General features: G+C 70.8%; 18 protein-coding genes. 12 read left to right on the top strand and 6 right to left on the bottom strand.

Annotated features, from left to right (window positions below; translation table 11 throughout):
* Window positions 1-69: 69 nt before the first annotated feature.
* Window positions 70-723 carry a hypothetical protein gene (locus OC490_RS27745; RefSeq protein ID WP_262060737.1) on the top strand — a complete coding sequence of 218 codons (654 nt, stop codon included), beginning with the start codon at window positions 70-72 and terminating at the stop codon, window positions 721-723.
* A gap of 63 nt (window positions 724-786) precedes the next feature.
* On the opposite strand, the gene OC490_RS27740 is transcribed toward OC490_RS27745, so the two are convergent.
* A complete protein-coding gene (locus OC490_RS27740; protein ID WP_262060736.1) occupies window positions 787-2,145 on the bottom strand; it encodes an 8-oxoguanine deaminase in 1,359 nt (452 codons plus the stop codon).
* 103 nt (window positions 2,146-2,248) lie between these two features.
* Between OC490_RS27740 and OC490_RS27735 the strand changes: the two genes are divergently transcribed.
* The 4 genes from OC490_RS27735 (at window position 2,249) to OC490_RS27720 (ending at window position 5,799) form a co-directional block, all read left to right on the top strand.
* The gene (locus tag OC490_RS27735) at window positions 2,249-3,217 is read left to right on the top strand and encodes an acetylxylan esterase (RefSeq protein WP_262060735.1); all 969 of its coding nucleotides are present in this window, start codon (window positions 2,249-2,251) and stop codon (window positions 3,215-3,217) included.
* Window positions 3,218-3,234: 17 nt separating this feature from the next.
* On the top strand, window positions 3,235-3,639 hold the full coding sequence (locus tag OC490_RS27730) for a nuclear transport factor 2 family protein (protein WP_262060734.1): 405 nt from the start codon (window positions 3,235-3,237) through the stop codon (window positions 3,637-3,639).
* Between the two features lie 98 nt (window positions 3,640-3,737).
* Window positions 3,738-4,904, top strand: a complete 1,167-nt coding sequence (locus OC490_RS27725) for a serine hydrolase domain-containing protein (protein WP_262060733.1) — start codon at window positions 3,738-3,740, stop codon at window positions 4,902-4,904.
* Between the two features lie 154 nt (window positions 4,905-5,058).
* Complete coding sequence (locus OC490_RS27720; RefSeq protein WP_262060732.1) at window positions 5,059-5,799, top strand: GntR family transcriptional regulator; 741 nt, start codon at window positions 5,059-5,061, stop codon at window positions 5,797-5,799.
* Window positions 5,800-5,862: 63 nt separating this feature from the next.
* Here the strand turns inward: OC490_RS27720 and helR are convergent, their stop codons facing one another.
* Both helR and OC490_RS27710 read right to left on the bottom strand, forming a co-directional pair.
* Window positions 5,863-8,037: an RNA polymerase recycling motor ATPase HelR gene (gene helR / locus OC490_RS27715; protein WP_262060731.1), complete on the bottom strand. Its 2,175-nt coding sequence runs from the start codon at window positions 8,035-8,037 to the stop codon at window positions 5,863-5,865.
* Between the two features lie 95 nt (window positions 8,038-8,132).
* On the bottom strand, window positions 8,133-9,368 hold the full coding sequence (locus tag OC490_RS27710) for a glycosyltransferase (RefSeq protein WP_262060730.1): 1,236 nt from the start codon (window positions 9,366-9,368) through the stop codon (window positions 8,133-8,135).
* 261 nt (window positions 9,369-9,629) lie between these two features.
* Between OC490_RS27710 and OC490_RS27705 the strand changes: the two genes are divergently transcribed.
* The 4 genes from OC490_RS27705 to OC490_RS27690 all read left to right on the top strand — a co-directional run bounded on the left by OC490_RS27705 (window position 9,630) and on the right by OC490_RS27690 (window position 13,494).
* Window positions 9,630-10,049 carry a YciI family protein gene (locus tag OC490_RS27705; RefSeq protein ID WP_262060729.1) on the top strand — a complete coding sequence of 140 codons (420 nt, stop codon included), beginning with the start codon at window positions 9,630-9,632 and terminating at the stop codon, window positions 10,047-10,049.
* Window positions 10,046-11,191, top strand: coding sequence for an RNA polymerase sigma factor (locus tag OC490_RS27700; protein WP_262060728.1), 1,146 nt, complete (start codon window positions 10,046-10,048; stop codon window positions 11,189-11,191). Before OC490_RS27705 ends, OC490_RS27700 begins: the two co-directional genes overlap by 4 nt.
* A 288-nt stretch (window positions 11,192-11,479) precedes the next feature.
* Window positions 11,480-13,009 (top strand): MFS transporter, encoded by a 1,530-nt coding sequence (locus OC490_RS27695; protein WP_262060727.1) that lies wholly within the window; start codon window positions 11,480-11,482, stop codon window positions 13,007-13,009.
* Between the two features lie 122 nt (window positions 13,010-13,131).
* Window positions 13,132-13,494, top strand: coding sequence for a winged helix-turn-helix transcriptional regulator (locus OC490_RS27690; RefSeq protein WP_262060726.1), 363 nt, complete (start codon window positions 13,132-13,134; stop codon window positions 13,492-13,494).
* Here OC490_RS27690 and cynS read toward each other — a convergent pair.
* Window positions 13,454-13,900, bottom strand: coding sequence for a cyanase (cynS, locus tag OC490_RS27685; RefSeq protein ID WP_200679243.1), 447 nt, complete (start codon window positions 13,898-13,900; stop codon window positions 13,454-13,456). The two genes, OC490_RS27690 and cynS, sit on opposite strands and share 41 nt — an antisense overlap.
* 143 nt (window positions 13,901-14,043) lie before the next feature.
* Between cynS and OC490_RS27680 the strand changes: the two genes are divergently transcribed.
* Window positions 14,044-14,877, top strand: a complete 834-nt coding sequence (locus OC490_RS27680) for an alpha/beta hydrolase (protein WP_262060725.1) — start codon at window positions 14,044-14,046, stop codon at window positions 14,875-14,877.
* A gap of 41 nt (window positions 14,878-14,918) precedes the next feature.
* Window positions 14,919-15,731, top strand: coding sequence for an alpha/beta fold hydrolase (locus tag OC490_RS27675; protein WP_262060724.1), 813 nt, complete (start codon window positions 14,919-14,921; stop codon window positions 15,729-15,731).
* Window positions 15,732-15,746: 15 nt separating this feature from the next.
* On the opposite strand, the gene OC490_RS27670 is transcribed toward OC490_RS27675, so the two are convergent.
* The gene (locus OC490_RS27670) at window positions 15,747-16,472 is read right to left on the bottom strand and encodes a class I SAM-dependent methyltransferase (protein WP_262060723.1); all 726 of its coding nucleotides are present in this window, start codon (window positions 16,470-16,472) and stop codon (window positions 15,747-15,749) included.
* Between the two features lie 5 nt (window positions 16,473-16,477).
* The gene (locus OC490_RS27665) at window positions 16,478-17,041 is read right to left on the bottom strand and encodes a PadR family transcriptional regulator (RefSeq protein WP_262060722.1); all 564 of its coding nucleotides are present in this window, start codon (window positions 17,039-17,041) and stop codon (window positions 16,478-16,480) included.
* Window positions 17,042-17,111: 70 nt separating this feature from the next.
* On the opposite strand from OC490_RS27665, the gene OC490_RS27660 reads away from it, so the two are divergent.
* Window positions 17,112-17,510: a nuclear transport factor 2 family protein gene (locus OC490_RS27660; protein ID WP_200708746.1), complete on the top strand. Its 399-nt coding sequence runs from the start codon at window positions 17,112-17,114 to the stop codon at window positions 17,508-17,510.
* Window positions 17,511-17,521: the final 11 nt, after the last annotated feature.

Below are 17,521 nucleotides of genomic sequence, written 5' to 3'. Positions count from 1 at the left end.
TGCCGGTCCCCTCGGCTCCGGTTGAGGGAAGTGCCTCCGAGGGGGTACGACTGCTGTGTGGACGCTCGCATGCGTGCGCGGTGTCGAGGCAGCGGGATCTTCACGTTCCTCGACTCCGGTGACGGCGAGGAGGTCGACGTGCGGAACCGGGTACGGAGTCGGCGCAGGCGGCACAATCCGCTGCGGCGCCGGTCGGATGTCGTGGAGACGTGGACGGCTGTTGCCGTCGCCGTCCTCCTGTTCGTCTGCGCGCCACTGGCCGGGGCCGCCGCGGGTCTGTGGGCCCACGACCAGGCCCGGACCGTCGCCGCGACCGCGCGCGCCGACCGTCACCGCGTCCACGCGGAGGTGATCGGCGCCCCGCCCGCCGAACTCCCCGACGTGGAGGGCAGCCGCCCGGACAGTTTCCTGGTGGCGGTGCGCTGGACGGAACCGGGCAAGGGGACGCGTACGGCCACGGCCGCGGTCCCCGCGGGGACCGGGCGCGGTGACGCGGTGGACGTGTGGTTCGACGCCAAGGGCCGCGGTGTGGCACCGCCTCCGGGCGAAGTGGCCGTCTGGCAGCACACGTTGACGGTCGGCATGTGGGCCACGGGCGGTGTGGTCGGGCTCGTGCTGCTCGCGTCGACAGTGACCCGACGGGTCGCGCTGCGCCACCGGTTGGCCGAGTGGGAACGGGACTGGGCACTCACCGAACCGCAGTGGACTCGACGACGGGCGTGACGCAAGAACCGCGAAGCAAGGACCGTGACGCGAGAGCCGCGAATCCCGCCCCACGGACCGCCGCTACACCCCCTGCTGCATACGCCGTGCGACCCGCCCGTGGTCCCGCAGCACATCCCCCAGCGCGGGCAGCACTGGTTCACCGCGATCGACGAGGACCCGCCCGCCCACGACCGTGGTCCACGCCCGCGCCGGTCCGCAGCGCAGCCACGCCTCGACGGGGTCGCTCAGCGCGCCGGCCAGGGCGACTTCGTGCAGGTCCCAGACGACCAGGTCGGCACACGCTCCCGGCCGCAGGTGTCCCAGTTCGTCGACGCGGCCCAGGCAGCGCGCCGAGCCGCGGGTCGCGATGTCGAGGGCGTCGCGCGCGGTCATCGCACCGGGTCCCCCTCGGTAGCGGCCGAGCAGCAGGGCACCCCGGGTCTCCATCCACAACGACGCGTGGTCGGTGGAGGCCGAGCCGTCACATCCGATGCCGACCGGCAGACCGAGCTCGCGCATCTCCTTGACCCTGGCCGTGCCGCCGCCGATGAGCATGTTGGAGCTGGGGCAGTGCGCCACGCCGACGCCGGCGGCGGCGAGGCGGCGCAGTTCGTCGTCGTTCGGGTAGATGCAGTGCGCGACCCAGGTGCGGTCGCTCATCCACCCGGTGTCCTCGAAGTACTCGACGGGACGGCAGCCGTAGGTCTCCAGGCAGTAGGTGTCCTCGTCCCGGTCCTCGGCGAGGTGGGTGTGCAGCCGTACGTCGTACCGTTCGGCGAGTTCCGCGGTCGCCGTCATCACGTCCTTGGTGACCGAGAACGGCGAGCAGGGTGCGAGCGCGACCCGGATCAGCGCGCCGGGTGCCGGGTCGTGGTGGGCCTTGATCAGCCGCTCGCTGTCGGCGAGCACCTCGTCGGTGCTCTGGGTGACGCTCCTCGGCGGCAGTCCCCCGTCCTCGACGGACCGGGTCATCGAACCGCGGGTCGCGTGGAACCGGAAGCCGATGTCGCGGGCGGCACGGATCTCGGCGTCGACCAGGTAGGGGCGTGGATGCACATAGAGGTGGTCGGAGGATGTGGTGCAGCCGCCCATGAGGAGTTCCGCCATACCGACGTACGCCGACACGTACGCGGCCTCCTCGTCGAGGCTCGCCCACAGCGGGTAGAGCGTGGTCAGCCAGTCGAAGAGGGTGCCGTTGACGGCGGGGGCGTAGGAGCGGGTGAGGTTCTGGTAGATGTGGTGGTGCGTGTTGATCAGGCCCGGGGTGACGAGCCGCCCGGCGGCCGAGACGGTCGTACGCGCCTCGGGTTCGGTCCCTCCCTCGCCGACGGCGGTGACCCGACCACCCGTGACGGCGACCCAGCCGCCCGGGATCTCGCGTTCCCCGTCCACGACGAGCAGTTCGGCGTCCTTGACCAGCAGATCCACGGCAGGCGACATGCCGACATGGTAGGCGCGGGGCGCCGCACAGACCTGGCGAGTCCTCCGATGTCACACGTACGGTGTGATCATCCGTACTCACCCTTCACAAAGGCGGTCATCGATGGCTCTGTTCGACCTTCCGCTCGACGAACTCCGTGAGTACCGCAGTGAGTCCGCCGAGCCCGAGGACTTCGACGCCTTCTGGTCCAAGACCCTCCAGGAGGCCCGCGAGCACGATCTCGACGCCCGCTTCGAGGAGGTCGACACGGGGCTGTCCACGGTGCGGGTGTACGACGTGACGTTCGCCGGGTTCGGCGGTCACCCGGTGAAGGGCTGGCTGCGGCTGCCGGCCGGCGCGGCCCAACCCCTGCCGCTGGTCGTGGAGTTCGTCGGCTACGGCGGCGGGCGGGGTCTCCCGCACGAGAACCTGTTGTGGGCGTCGACCGGCCGCGCGCACTTCATCATGGACACGCGCGGTCAGGGCAGCGCGTGGGGCGGTGGCGGTGGCACCCCGGACCCGGTGGGCGGCGCGCCCGCGTACCCCGGCTTCATGACCCGGGGCATCGACGCCCCCGAGAACTACTACTACCGCCGGGTGTTCACGGACGGGGTGCGTGCCGTGGAGGCGGCCCGCTCGCACCCGTCGGTCGACCCCGCACGCACGGTGGCGCTCGGCGCGAGCCAGGGCGGCGGCATCACCGTCGCCGTCGGCGGACTGGTCGGCGACCTGGCCGCCGTCGCGCCGGACGTGGCGTTCCTGTGCGACTACCCGCGCGCGGCGACCCTCACGGACCGCGACCCGTACCGGGAGATCGGCAACTACCTGAAGACCCATCGTGGCCGCACCGAGGACGTGCTGCGCACGCTCTCGTACTTCGACGGCGTCCACTTCGCGGCCCGTGGCCGCGCCCCCGCCCTCTTCTCGACCGGCCTGGAGGACCAGACCTGCCCGCCCTCCACGGTGTTCGCCGCGTTCAACGCCTGGGCGCACGAGGACAAGCGGATCGAGGTCTACGACTTCAACGACCATGAGGGCGGCGGCCCTTACCAGGAGGCGGTCAAGCTGGACTGGCTCCGGTCGTACGTCTGAGAGGCGCCCCTATGGACATGGCCACCGATGAGGCCGCCGAACGGTTCGTGCGCGTCTGGGCCCGCGCCTGGGCGCAGCACGATGTGGCGGCGCTGCTGGAGCTCTACGCCGAGGACTGCGTCCACCGCTCGATGCCGTTCCGCGAACCGCACCGCGGGCGGGCCGGGTTGGCCGCGTATCTGCGCTGGTCGTTCGCGGCGGAGCGGGTGGGCGACGTGCGGTTCTCGGCACCGGTCGTCGGCCGACACGGCGTCGCCGTGGCCGAGTTCAGGGTGCTGGCCGAGGAGGACGGTGAGCCGTCCACGCTCGCCGGCTGTGTCTTCGTGCGCTTCGACGCGGCAGGGCTGGCCGTGGAGACCCGCGACTACTGGCACACGGAACCGGGCCACCGGGAGCCTTCGGGCACGCTGTTCCTCAACTGAACGTACGACACCTTCCACCCAGTCCGACCAGTCGGTATGTTCAGGGGGTCCGGGTCGCAGCGTCGCGGCCCGGACCCACGGCGGACCACGGAGGCACCATGTCCGAGCACCAGCCAGCCATCGACGGCCACTGCGACCCCCGCTTCACTGCGGTGCGCACGGCGTTCGAGGAGAACTTCCGGGACCGGGACGAACTGGGCGCCGCCGTGACCGTCACCGTGGACGGCGAGACCGTGGTCGACCTGTGGGGCGGCTGGGCCGACGCGGCACGGACCCGCCCCTGGGAGCGGGACACGGTGGTCAACGTGTGGTCCACGACGAAGGGCCCGGTGGCCCTGTGCGCCCACATCCTCGCCGACCGGGGCCTGCTCGACCTCGACGCCCAAGTGGCCACGTACTGGCCGGAGTTCGCCGCCGCCGGCAAGGAGAACATTCTCGTACGACACCTGCTGTCGCACCGCGCAGGACTGGCCGGCCTGCGCGAGCCGCACTCCCTCGCCCAGCTCTACGACTGGGAGTTGACGACTCGGCGCCTCGCGGCCATGGAGCCCTGGTGGGAGCCGGGGACCCGGTCCGGGTACCACGCGCTCACCTACGGCTTCCTCGTCGGCGAAGTCGTGCGCCGCGTCTCGGGGTTGCTCCCGGGGGCGTTCCTGGAACGGGAGGTCACCGGTCCGCTCGGGATCGACTTCACCATCGGGCTGCCGGAGAAGGAGGCGGGGCGGGCGGCCGAGCTGGTGCATCCGCCCGTCGCGTCGAGCAGTGAACAGGCCGCGATCTTCAGCCAGTTGGCGCCCGCCGCGATCGCCGCTCTGACCAACCCGATCGCGGGCGCGGCCGAGGCCAACACCCCCGAGTGGCGCGCGGCGGAGATCCCGGCCGCGAACGGCCACGGCACGGCCCGCGCGATCGCCGCGCTCTACGGCGTGTTCGCCGGACGCGGCTCCTACGGCGGCCACCGCATCCTCTCCCCCGAGGCGGCCGAGCGGGTGCGCGAGGGCCAGGGCAGCTGCCGTGACCTGGTGCTGGGCGCGGGCTTCACGCACGAGACGGAGATCGGGCTCGGCCTGTGGCTCAGCGGCCCGAACGGCTCGTACGGTCCCGACCCGAGGGCTTTCGGACACGACGGCTTCGGCGGCTCCTGCGGCCTGGCCGACCCGGACCGGGGGGTGTCACTCGGCTACGTGATGAACCGGATGGGGCCTCATATCGCCGACGACCCGAGGAAGTTGGCCCTGATCGACGCCCTGTACGGCGCGCTGTGAGGAGTGATCGGCGCGGGTCGGTTTCGGCCTAACTGCCCTGCCGCTCTTCCCTGGTGGTTTAGACCAATGCTAGATCTGGTCGCGCAACGAGCCCGCACGGCTACGTTTCGTCACCAGTTCTGCCCTCAGTCTTGTCACCAACAGGAGGCGCGGCATGGCCCGCACCACCCCCCACCACCCGACCGCCGACGACCAGCCCCTCTACGGGCAGGTCGCCACCCAACTGCTCGCCGAACTCCACGACGGCACCATCCCGCCGGGCGAACGTCTGCCCGGCGAGCGGCAGTTGGCCGAACACTTCCAGGTCAGCCGGGAGACCGTACGACAGGCACTGGAGGTGCTGCGCAGGGACGGCCTGGTCTCCACCGACCGGCGCGGCAGCCACGCCACGCTGCCCGGCCTGCCCGTCGAGACCCCGTCCTCCCTCACCTTCCCGGTCGGCGCCCGCAGCACGGACCCGACCGGCTTCGACCGGACCTCCGTGACCTGGGAAACTCCCCCGCCGGACCACGCGGAGGCCCTGAGGATCGCCCCGAACCGCCCGACCCTGGTGCACCGCTACGCGTCCGCGGCGGCCGACGGCAGCGGACTGCGTACGGCCGTCACGTCGTTCTCGGCGGTGGCGCTGGCCGAGGTGGAGGAACTCGCCCGCTACCGCGACCGCGCCGACGGCTCCGCCTCGGCCCAGCTCCGGCGCGCCTACGACTGGATGCGCCGGGCCGGTCTGACCCTGCACCACCGGGACAGCATCACCCAGGTCCCGGACGCGCCCTCGGTGCGGGTGACCCGGCGCGTGCACGACCAGTACGCGCGCCCGTTGGAGATAACCGACCTGGTCGTGGAGGCCCAACAGGACGCCCTGATCTACGAGTTCACGGTGCCGTCGGCAGGCTGAACCCCGGGCCGGACGATGGTGCGCGGCGGGTCCGTTGTCGAACTCGCCGCGCACCGCCCGGCGTTACGCGCCCGTGAGGACGACCAACTGCTGAGTCGCCCGGGTCATCGCCACATAGTGGTCGACGGCCCCTTCGATGCCCTCGCCGAACTTCTCCGGGTCGACGAGCACGACCAGGTCGAACTCAAGTCCCTTGGACAGCTCGGGAGTCAGTGACCGGACGCGGGGCGTCGCCCGGAAGTCCGGGTCACCGATGACGCAGGCGATCCCCTCGGTGTGTGCGGCGAGCCAGGTGTCGAGGACCGACTCCAGGTCCGAGACGGGCCCGTGGCCGACGGGGATGCCGCTGCTGCGGATCGAGGTCGGCACGTTGGCGTCCGGGAGCACGGCGCGGATGACCGGCTCGGCCTCCGTCATGATCTCTTCCGGGGTGCGGTAGTTGATGGTCAGGGAGGCCAAGCCGATCCGGTCGAGCCCGATCCGCTTCAGCCGTTCCTGCCACGACTCGGTGAACCCGTGCCGGGCCTGCGCGCGGTCACCGACGATGGTGAAGCTGCGGGACGGGCAGCGCAGGAGCAGCATCTGCCACTCCGCGTCGGTGAGTTCCTGGGCCTCGTCCACGACGATGTGTGCGAACGGCCCGGCGAGTTGGTCCGGTTCGATGCCGGGCTGGGCGGCCTCGTCGATCAGGGCGTCACGCAGGTCCTGTCCGTGGAGCATGCCCATCGCGCCCTCGCTCTCGTCGATCTCGACGTTCTGCAGCAGGCTGTCGATGACGTCGGTACGACGGGCGTGCTCGGCCGCTACGGCCGCTTCCTGCCGGCGCTTGCGGAGCGCCGACTCCGGGTCGCCGAGCCGCTGTCGCGCCGCGTCGAGCAGCGGCAGGTCGGACACCGTCCAGGCGTGGGCGTCCGCGCGCTGCAACCGCTGGACGTCGTCGCGGCTCAGCGAGGGGGCGCACTTGCGCAGGTAGGCCGGCACCGTCCACAGGTCCCCGACGAGGTCTGCCGCTTCGAGCAGCGGCCACGCGCGGTTGAAGGCCGTCAGCAGTTCGCGGTTCTGGCGCAGCGACTTGCGGAGCAGGGCGGGTGTGACGGCGCCGTCCTGGGCGGGAGTGGTGTCCTCGTGCTTCTCGACCAGGATGGTGAGCAGTTCCTGCCAGACCTGCTCGCGTCCCTCGTTGTGCGGGGTGCCGGGTTCGGCCGCCTCGAAGGCGACGGCCCAGTCCTCGGCGCCGAGCCAGATGTCGGACCAGTGGGTGGTGACGTTCATGCCCTTGGTGGGCGGCTCCTCGTAGAACCGGACGGCCGGCTCGATCGCCCGCACCAGCTCCACGGACGACTTGAGGCGGGCCACCTCCGGGTCGGGCTCTACGGTCGCGGCGGCGCCCTCGGCGACGAGGTCCCGCAGGATGCAGGTCTGCACCCCCTCCTCGCCGAGGCTGGGGAGGACATCGGCGACGTAGTCCAGGTAGGGCCGGTGCGGACCGACGAACAGGACACCGCCCCTGCGGTGGCCGAGGCGCGGGTCGGAGTAGAGCAGGTAGGCGGAGCGGTGCAGGGCGACGACGGTCTTGCCGGTGCCCGGGCCGCCGTCGACGACGAGCGCACCGCGTGATCCCGCGCGGATGATGGCGTCCTGGTCGGCCTGGATGGTGCCGAGCACATCGCGCATCCGGCCCGAGCGGTTGCCGCCGAGGCTCGCGATGAACGCGGACTGGTCGTCGAGCGCGGCGTGCCCGACGAAGCCGTCCGCCGTGAACACCTCGTCCCAGTAGTCGCTGATCCGACCGCGCGTCCAGCGGTACCTGCGGCGGCTCGCCAGCCCCATCGGGTTGGCGTGGGTGGCGCCGAAGAACGGTTCGGCGGCGGGCGAGCGCCAGTCGAGCAGCAGCCGTCGGCCCGTGCTGTCGGTGAGGCCGAGCCGCCCGATGTAGACGGGCTCGGAGGTGTCGGTGTCGACCATGTGGCCCAGACACAGGTCCAGGCCGAAGCGACGCAGTGTCCGCAGCCGTGTGGTGAGCCGGTGGATCTCCGTGTCCCGGTCCATCGCCGCCCGGCCGATGCCCCCGGGCGCCCTGCGCTCGGCGTCGAGCTGCTCGGTGAGTTCCGCGATCGACTGGTCGAGGCACTCCGCGATCGCCACGAAGTGCTGCTCGTCACCGGCGATCAGTGTCGGGTCGGCCTTGGCCGAGAGCCGGTCGGGAAGGTCGAAGGCACTGGTGGTCAGGGGGTTCACGGCATCAATTCCGATCTGAGGTCGCTCACGGCCGTGCGGGCGGCAGGCCGTGTGGACCGGTGCGTACGGGTTCTCGTGTGCGGGGTTCGGCCGGTTCACGCGCGTGTGGTCGGCCTTTCCCCGCCGGCCGGGTCGAGGAGCATCTTCGCGGCCACTGTCGTCCCGTCGGTGCGGATCGTGCCGGCCACGGCCCGCGCCCGTGCCCGGGTCTCCGGAGCCAGGACGATGGTGAGCGCGGCCGACAGGGAGTCGTAGGTCGGCGTCGGACCGTCGTGTGCCGCGCCGATGCCCAGCTCGGCCACCCCTGCGGCCCAGTATGGCTGGTCCACGATCTGCGGCACCACCAGCTGAGGCACGCCGGCCAGTGCGGCGGTCGTCGTGGTGCCCGCGCCGCCGTGGTGCACGACGGCAGCCACCCGACGGAAGAGTGCCTGGTGGTTGACCTCTCCTACGACGAAGCAGTCGTCCCGGTCGTCGATCGGGGCGAGGTTCGCCCAGCCCCGGGCGAGGACGACACGGCGACCTCGCGCGCGGATGGCCTCGATGGCGATCCCGGCCAGGTCCGGTGTGGTGCGCAGGGCGATGCTGCCGAAGCCGACGTACACCGGCGATTCGCCGGCCTTCAGGAACGTCTCCAGCTCGTCCGGGAGCGGGCGTTCGTCCGGCAGGATCCACGGTCCGGTGGTCACGACGTCGAGATCCGTCAGGTCCTGCCACGGGACGAGGGCCGGGTCCGCCGCCAGCCACGGCCGCTCGGTGAAGACGTAGTCGCGGACGTTCTCCACCGGTGGCAGCCCGATCTCCGCCCGGTGCCTGTTCTCGGCCTCGCCGTACAGGGCGTTCACGCGCTGGGCGTCCTGCTCCCACAGCACCTTGTTGTCGGTCTCTTCCTCCGGGGACGGTGTGCCCGGCCGCGACGGCGGACGGCGGTGCCGCGACGGCAGGCCGACCGTGTGGAAGCACGCGAACACATAGCGGATGCCCAGTTTCTCAGCCACCGAGCGGGCGCCCGCCGGCATCAGGCCGGTCGCCAGCAGCACGTCACACCCCTCGGCCGCCGCCGTCAGCGTCTCGTACCGGGCGGCGACCAGCTCGGGCGCGAGCCGGAAGGCGGCCCCGGGCGACGGCGGCCTCGCCCCCGTGACCACCGAGTGCACCGTCGGCCCGAGCGGCACCAGCGGCACGCCGATCCGGGCCAGCAGCTCCACGAACTCCTCGTCCGCCGGCGCGCACACCCGGACCTCCGCGCCGAGTTCCAGCAACCGCGCCGCGAGTCCCGCCAGCGGTTCGACATCCCCGCGCGATCCCCACGTCGTCAACAGCACACGCATTCCGCGACTCCCATTTCCGCAGGTCATGCCCTCAGGCCGGACATTCTGCGGTACGACGGGGGCCTTGCCGCAAGCCCCCCGGTGCGCTATACGTTAAGAAGGGAAGAGGAGTGAGTACGCCTCCCTTTCCGCCCTCCCCCCACAGAGCCCGCGAAACTCGCGCGAAGAAATCCGCTCACCCATGTCGAGAACCCGCGCCCGGCTCCGTCCCCGAGGTGAACGCGACCACAATGGGTCGTGCCGGCACCGAGGAGAACGACCATGGCCAAGTACCTGCTGCTGAAGCACTACCGCGGCGCCCCCGCCGCCGTGAACGACGTCCCGATGGACCAGTGGACACCCGAGGAGATCACGGCCCACGTCCAGTACATGAACGACTTCGCGGCCCGGCTGGAGAAGACCGGCGAGTACGTGGACAGCCAGGCCCTCTCGCCCGAGGGGACGTTCGTCCGCTACGACGGCGAAGGGCGCCCGCCGGTCACCGACGGCCCGTTCGCCGAGACCAAGGACGTCATCGCCGGCTGGATGATCATCGACGTCGACAGCTACGAGCGGGCCGTGGAACTGGCCGGCGAGCTGTCGGCCGCCCCCGGAGCGGGTGGCAGGCCGATCCACGAGTGGCTGGAGCTGCGCCCGTTCCTGGGCGTCCACTCCACCACCACGGACTGCACTTTCAAGTGAACGAGGTCCTGCTGAGGAGCCTCACGCCGAGCGTGCTCGGCATCCTCGTCCGCCGCGGAGCAGACTTCGCGGCGGCCGAGGACGCCGTACAGGACGCACTGGTCGAGGCGGTCCGGGTCTGGCCGGACGATCCGCCGCGCGACCCGAAGGGGTGGCTCGTCACGGTGGCGTGGCGGCGGTTCCTCGACGCGACGCGCGCGGACACCGCCCGCCGTAGACGCGAGGACCTGGTGGACGAGGAGCCGTCTCCCGGCCCCACGCCCGCGGCGGACGACACGCTCCAGCTCTACTTCCTGTGCGCACACCCGTCGTTGACGCCGTCGTCGGCCGTCGCGCTCACGCTGCGCGCGGTCGGCGGGCTCACCACGCGCCAGATCGCGCAGGCCTATCTGGTGCCCGAGGCGACGATGGCCCAGCGCATCAGCCGGGCCAAGCGCACTGTGTCCGGCGTGCGGCTCGACCAGCCCGGCGATGTCGCCACCGTGCTGCGCGTCCTCTACCTGGTCTTCAACGAGGGCTACTCCGGTGATGTCGACCTCGCCGCAGAGGCCATCCGACTCACCCGGCAGGTCGCGGGCGCGATCGACCACCCCGAGGTGTCGGGCCTGCTCGCGCTCATGCTGCTCCACCACGCCCGCCGCGCCGCCCGGACCACGCCGGACGGCACCCTGGTGCCGCTCGCCGAGCAGGACCGCGGGCGGTGGGACACCACGTTGATCGCCGAGGGTGTCACGATCCTTCAACTCGCCCTCGCCCGGGACCAGTTGGGTGAGTTCCAGGCGCAGGCCGCGATCGCGGCGCTGCACGCGGACGCGCCCGTCGCCGAGGAGACGGACTGGGTGCAGATCGTCGAGTGGTACGACGAACTCGCCGGCCTGACCGACAGCCCGGTGGTCCGCCTCAACCGCGCGGTGGCGGTCGGCGAGGCCGACGGCCCGCGCGCGGGTCTGGCCGCACTCGCCGCCGTGGACGACTCGCTGCCCCGCCACACCGCCGTGGCGGCCTACCTCCACGAGCGCGACGGCGATCCGACGACGGCGGCCCGGCTGTACGCGGAGGCGGCACACAAGGCCCCCAATCTCGCCGAGCGCGACCATCTGACCCGCCAGGCAGCCCGGCTGAATTCCCTCCGATCCGTGTGAGCTGTTTGCTTTTTCCCGGAAAGTATGGGCAATTGACGGGCGTCCCGAATTCCCCTTGCCCACACCATGGGAGGCTTCGTCAAGGGCGATATTGGCAACACCGGAAAGGGAGTTGTCGGGTCACGACCGACGGTGAATCGCTGCTACGGTGAGCACTCGTCCCGAGGTCGAGCGATGTGCCGTGTCGGCGCCCCGACCTCGGATTGCACAGCGAGTGTTCCGCTTCTCACCGGATTCCGTTCACTCTCACCTTTCCCTGTTCGCGGCACTCCCTGGAGTTCTTGAACCATGTCTGCTGAGAGCGTGGCCACCGCCACTTCCACGGCACCGGAGCATTCCGCTCCCGCCCCCAGAGACCGGCATCTCGGTCTCGCCCTTTTCGTCATCGCGGCGGCCCAGTTGATGGTCATCCTCGATGCCACCATCACGAATATCGCCCTGCCCGCCATCCAGACGGACCTCGGCGTCTCCGACGCGAATCTGGCGTGGATCGTCAACTCGTACGCGCTGGCCTTCGGCGGTCTGCTGCTGCTCGGCGGAAAGGCCGGGGACCTGTTCGGCCGCCGCCGGATCTTCCAGGTGGGCATCGCCGTCTTCACCCTCGCGTCCCTGCTCGGTGGACTCGCCCCGAACGAGGGCCTGTTGATCGGCGCGCGCATCCTCCAGGGCGTCGGCGCGGCCCTCGCCGCACCCAGCGCGCTGGCGCTGATCACGACCACCTTCCCGGCGGGCAAGCCTCGCAACCGGGCGATGGGCGTCTACGCCGCGATGGGCGGCCTCGGTGCCACGGTGGGCCTGCTGCTCGGCGGTCTGCTCACCGATGTGCTGGACTGGCGCTGGGTGTTCTTCGTCAACATCCCCATCGGCCTCGCCGTCCTCGCCGGCACCCGCAGCCTCGTCGAGGCCGAGCGCCACCCGGGCCGCCTGGACGTCCCTGGTGCCGTCACCGGGACCGGCGGTCTGATCTCCCTCGTCTACGGCATCACGCGCGGCGGCGAGCACGGCTGGACCAACGGCCTCACACTGGGCTGCTTCGCGGTCGCCGCCGTTCTGCTGGTGGCGTTCCTGTCCCTCCAGGCCCGTACGCCGGACCCGATGATGCCGCTGCGCCTGTTCAACGACCGTAATCGGTCGGGCAGTTACGCCACCATGCTGTTCATCGGCTCCGGCATGTTCGCCTTCTTCTACTTCCTGACGCTCTATATGCAGCTGATCCTCGGCTACAGCCCCATCAAGACCGGCTTCGCGTATCTGCCGTTCAGTTTCGGCATGGCCGCGGCGGCGGGCATCAGTTCCAAGCTCGTCGCCCACATCGCGCCCCGGCTGATCGCCGCACCGGGCCTGCTGGTCGCGGCGGTCGGCATGTTCTGGTTCGCCACCCTGGAGCCGGACTCGTCCTACGCCGGGCACCTGATGCCCGCAATGTTCGTCACCGCTCTTGGTCTGGGCATGAGCTTCGTGCCGATGACGCTGGGCGCGGTGAGCGGTGTCGCCCACCAGGACACCGGTATCGCCTCGGCCCTGCTCAACACGGCCCAGCAGATCGGTGGTGCCCTGGGCCTCGCCGTCCTGTCGACGATCTCGAACTCGGCGGCCGACGACAAGCTGCCCCATGCGGCCTCCGCGCTCTACCGCGGCCTGGCGACAAGGGACTTGGGCCTTGTCTCGAAGGCGGGTGACGCTCTCACCCACGGCTACACGATGGCCTTCGTCGCCGCCGGAGTCGTGTTCGTGGCCGGTGCCGCCGTGACCGCGTTCGCCGTCGACGCGGGCCGGCAGCAGCACACCGAAGGCGCTGCCCCGGTCCACATGGGCTGAGCCCCCGCACATCCAGGCACCATCACGTCGAACCGGCGCGAAGACCGTGCCCGCGGCGCCCCGCAGCCCTGCGCGGCGGGGCACCGCAGGTGGGTAGGGCCACCGCGCCGCTGGAGCCCCGTATGACGAAGCAGCTCTCCTCAGCGAATCCCGAACTTCCCCCGCCCGTCGAGGCGTTGACCCACGCGTTCGCCCTGCTCGGCAGGCGCTGGAGCGGCCTGGTCCTCGCCGCGCTGGCCAAGGGCCCGGCTGGCTTCGGCGAGGTGCGCGAGCGGGTGCCCGGCATCAGCGACCGCATGCTCGCCGACCGCCTGCACGAACTGGCCGCCGCCGGTCTCCTCACCCGCATCCCGCAGCGCTCCTCCTACGCCCTCACCCCGCACGGCGACGCCTTCCTGATCCCCCTCGCCGCGCTGGCCGTCTGGGCCGAGGAGCACCTCATGGTCACTCCCACTGGTACTGGAGGTACTTCCCGTCGAGGGTGATGACGACTCGGTCACCGGCAGGGTCGGGCACGCGGCTGACGTCGAGGCGGAAGTTGATGGCGCTCATGATGCCGTCGCCGCACTGCTCGTGGATCAGTTCCTTGATGGTGGGGCCGTAGACCTGGATGACCTCGTAGAGCCGGTAGATCGTGGGGTCCACGGGAACCGCCGCGTCCAACGCGCCCCGGGTCGGCTGGAGTTGGAAGGCGAGGGCGGCGTCCTCGCCGAGTTCGAGGAGGGCTGCGGCCGTCGCTGCCTCGTCCTTGGTCATGGGGTGCTGGCCGAGCAGCGCCGCCGTGGTCCACGCGAGCGGCCGGCCGACGGCCTCGGCCAACTGGGCCCATGTGACACCGGTCTTCACCTTGGCCAGGCGGACCGCTTCGCCGGCTTCACCCTTGCTGAGCATGCGCAACTCCGTTCCCGGACAGCACTCTTGGCCACACGCCGCTCAGCGTAGGAGATCACCCGGGCCGCGACAATGGCGTCCTCCTCCGCCAAGTGCGGTCGTATGCCGGACTCCAGGACCCCCTCGGACGCATACTTCCGAACATGACCCACATCGACGTACAACAGCTCGAAAAGGCGAACGCCGTCGAACGTACGCCGGTCGTCTTCGTCCACGGTCTGTGGCTGCTGCCGAGCAGTTGGGACCGCTGGGCAGCCCACTTCGAGCAGGCCGGGTACGCGCCAGTCTCCCTGTCCTGGCCCGACGACCCGGAGACGGTCGCGGAGGCCAACGAGCACCCCGAGGTCATGGCGGGCAAAACGGTCGGCCAAGTCGCGGACCATCTCACGCAGTTGATCGGCACGCTGACCCGCAAACCGGCCATCGTCGGCCACTCCTTCGGCGGACTGCTCACCCAGATCCTCGCCGGGCGCGGACTGTCCGCCGTGTCCGTGGCGATCGACCCGGCGCCGTTCCGGGGTGTGCTGCCGCTGCCGGTGTCCGCGCTGCGCTCCTCCGCACCGGTCCTCAGCAACCCCGCCAACCGCAATCGCGCGGTCCCCCTGACCTACGACCAGTTCCGCTACGGATTCGCCAACGCCGTCAGCGAGGAGGAGGCACGGGAGCTGTACGAGACGTACGCCGTACCCGCGCCCGGTGCCCCGCTGTTCCAGGCGGCCACGGCGAACCTCAACCCGTGGACCGAGGCCAAGGTCGACACGGAGAACCCCGATCGCGGGCCGCTCCTGATCATCTCCGGCGAGAAGGACCACACCGTGCCCTGGTCGATCGCCAACGCCTCCTACAAGAAGCAGCAGCACAACAAGGGCGTCACCGAGATCACCGAGATCAAGGGCCGGGGCCACGCACTGACCATCGACAACGGCTGGCAGGAAGTCGCCGACACCGCCCTGTCGTTCGTGCGCCGCTACGCCTGAACTCCGGCACCACCTTCCTCGACTTCACCCGGAGCTGACCCATGTCGATTTCCCGTAGACCCTTACTTCTCGGGGCGGCTGCCGCGGCCGGCGCCCTCGCGGCCACCGCTCTCCCCGCCTCGGCGGCACCCGCCACCGGAGGCAGGCCCAGCGCACCGAAGCCGACCGTGGTCCTGGTGCACGGGGCGTTCGCCGACGCGTCCAGCTGGTCGGCCGTGACCTCACGGCTGCAGAAGGCGGGCTACACCGTCGTGGCGCCCGCCAATCCGCTGCGCGGACTGACCTCGGACGCCGCCTACCTCTCCGCGCTCCTCAAGACGATCGACGGCCCGAAAGTCGTCGTAGGACACTCCTACGGCGGCGCCGTGATCACCCAGGCGACCGCGGGCGACCCGAGTGTGAAGGCGCTCGTGTACGTCGCGGCCTTCGTGCCCGACAAGGGCGAGCAACTGGGCGAACTCGCCGCGCGGTTCCCCGGGTCGCAGCTGAACGACGCGCTGCAGCCGCTGCCCGACGGCTCCGGCGGTACCGATCTGGCCATCCAGACGGCGAAGTTCCACGCGGTGTTCACCGCCGACCTCCCGGCGTCCACCTCCGCACTGCTGGGGGCCTCTCAACGCCCCATCAGTGCGGCGGCGTTCACGGATGTCACCACGGCGGCGGCCTGGCACGACATCCCCTCGTGGGCGGTCGTGGCAGCGCAGGACCGGGCGATCGCGCCCGACCTGGAGCGCTTCGAGGCCAAGCGGGCCGGTTCGCACACGGTCGTGGTTGACGCCTCGCACGTGGTGATGATCTCCCACCCCGATCTGGTCACGAAGGTCATCAAGTCAGCGGCATCCGCGACGAGTTGACACCCGCACCAGCCGCTACGGCAGCCGTCGCGCCGCGATCGTGCGGACGCAGGGGCTGCCGTCGCCGCGGTGCCCGAACTCAGGCAGGGCATGGAGTTCGACGTCGAAGCCGATCCGCTCCAACTCCCGGCGCACGAATCCGAGTTGGAAGTCCCGGTAGTACATGACGAAGGGCGGTCGCCAGACGGCGTTGCGGACCTTCATCACCGCGTCGAAGCCGGACAGCATCCAGTACGCGGGCGAGGTGGGGCGCGGCGGCGCGAGGACGGGGAACGCGAAGCATCCGCCGGGCCGCAGCACGGAGTGGACCTGGCCGAACAGCCCCGGCAGTTCGCGGGGCAGGAAGTGGCCGAACGCGCCGAAGCTGACCACCAGGTCGAAGTCGGCCCCGAACGGCAGGGCCCGCGCATCACCGCGCACCCACGAGACGCTCGGTTCGTCGCTCTTCACGCGCTCTCGCGCGACCGCGAGCATGCCCGCGCTGAAGTCGACGCCGGTGACGCTCTTCCGGCACACCGTCGTCAGCGCTTCGGCGCCCGCGCCGGTGCCGCAGCACAGGTCGAGTCCGTCGTCGAAGGGCCCGATGCGCCGCAGTGCCGAGGCGACCGCGTCGAGCACCGGGGCCGGTGTCCGGAAGGGGGTGTGGTCGAACTTGGGCGCCAGCAGGTCGTAGCCGTGCTCGACGGACGACAGTGCCTGGACGGCGAGTTCACGCAGACTGGGACCTTCGGGGCTGAACATCCGGGTCAGCCTAGGGCAACCCGGTGCTTCAGGATCGCCAGAGCGCGTTCACACCAGCGCAGGTTCTCCTCCTCGAAGGTGATCCCGGCCATCAGAGTGAGGTACGGGCCGATGCGGTCGGCGTCCCGGAGGTACTCCTCCTCGGTCCGCCCGTCGAGGAGCCGGTGCCGCATCCGCTCGTAGCGGTCCAGCTTGCCGCGCGCCCACGTCCCGCGCTCCTCGATCAGTCCACGGATGACGGCGGGGTCGGTGCCGTCCATGGCCTGGATCTTGATGAGGAACTCGTCTCGGATGGCGGTGGGTCGCCTGGGCGGCTCGGCGGCGAAGGTGTCGAGGTCGCGCCGGCCGGCCTCGGTGAGCGTGAACATCCTTTTGTTGGGTCTGCGTTCCTGCTGTACGACCCGCGCCTCGATCAGTCCGTCCTGCGCGAGGCGTTCCAGTTCGCGGTAGAGCTGCTGCGGTGTCGCGGGCCAGAAGTTCGCCAGCGACACGTCGAAGGTCTTGGCCAGTTCGTAGCCCGAGGCCTCGCCTTCCAGGAGGGCCGCGAGGACCGCGTACTTGAGGGACATGTGGACACGCTAACAGCGGTTGATTAGTCTCATCCACACCTACTCAACAAATTGACTATGAGGTGAGCCGATGCGTGCGTTCCGTGAGGCGGTCGAGGCGCAGGACATGGACGCCGTCGAGGCGCTGCTGGCCGAGGATGTGGTCTTCACCAGCCCCGTCGTGTTCAAGCCGTATCCCGGGAAGGCGATCACCGCGGCGATCCTGCACGCCGTCGCCCGGGTCTTCGAGGACTTCCGGTACGAGCGGGAGATCGGCGACCCGGACGGCGCCGACCACGCGCTGGTGTTCCGTACGCGGGTCGGCGACCGTGAGCTGACCGGCTGCGACTTCATCCACGTCAACGAGGCGGGCCTGATCGACGAGTTGACGGTCATGGTCCGTCCGTTGTCGGGCGCCCAGGCTCTCCAGGAGGCCATGGCGGCGCAGTTCGAGCAGATCGCCAAGGAGGCGGAGGCGCGGCTCGGGTGAGTACCGCGCCT

This window comes from Streptomyces sp. STR69, from assembly GCF_024519455.1.
Lineage (GTDB): Bacteria > Actinomycetota > Actinomycetes > Streptomycetales > Streptomycetaceae > Streptomyces.
Note: the sequence above shows the minus strand (reverse complement) of the source record. Positions and strands in the feature narration are given on the sequence as shown.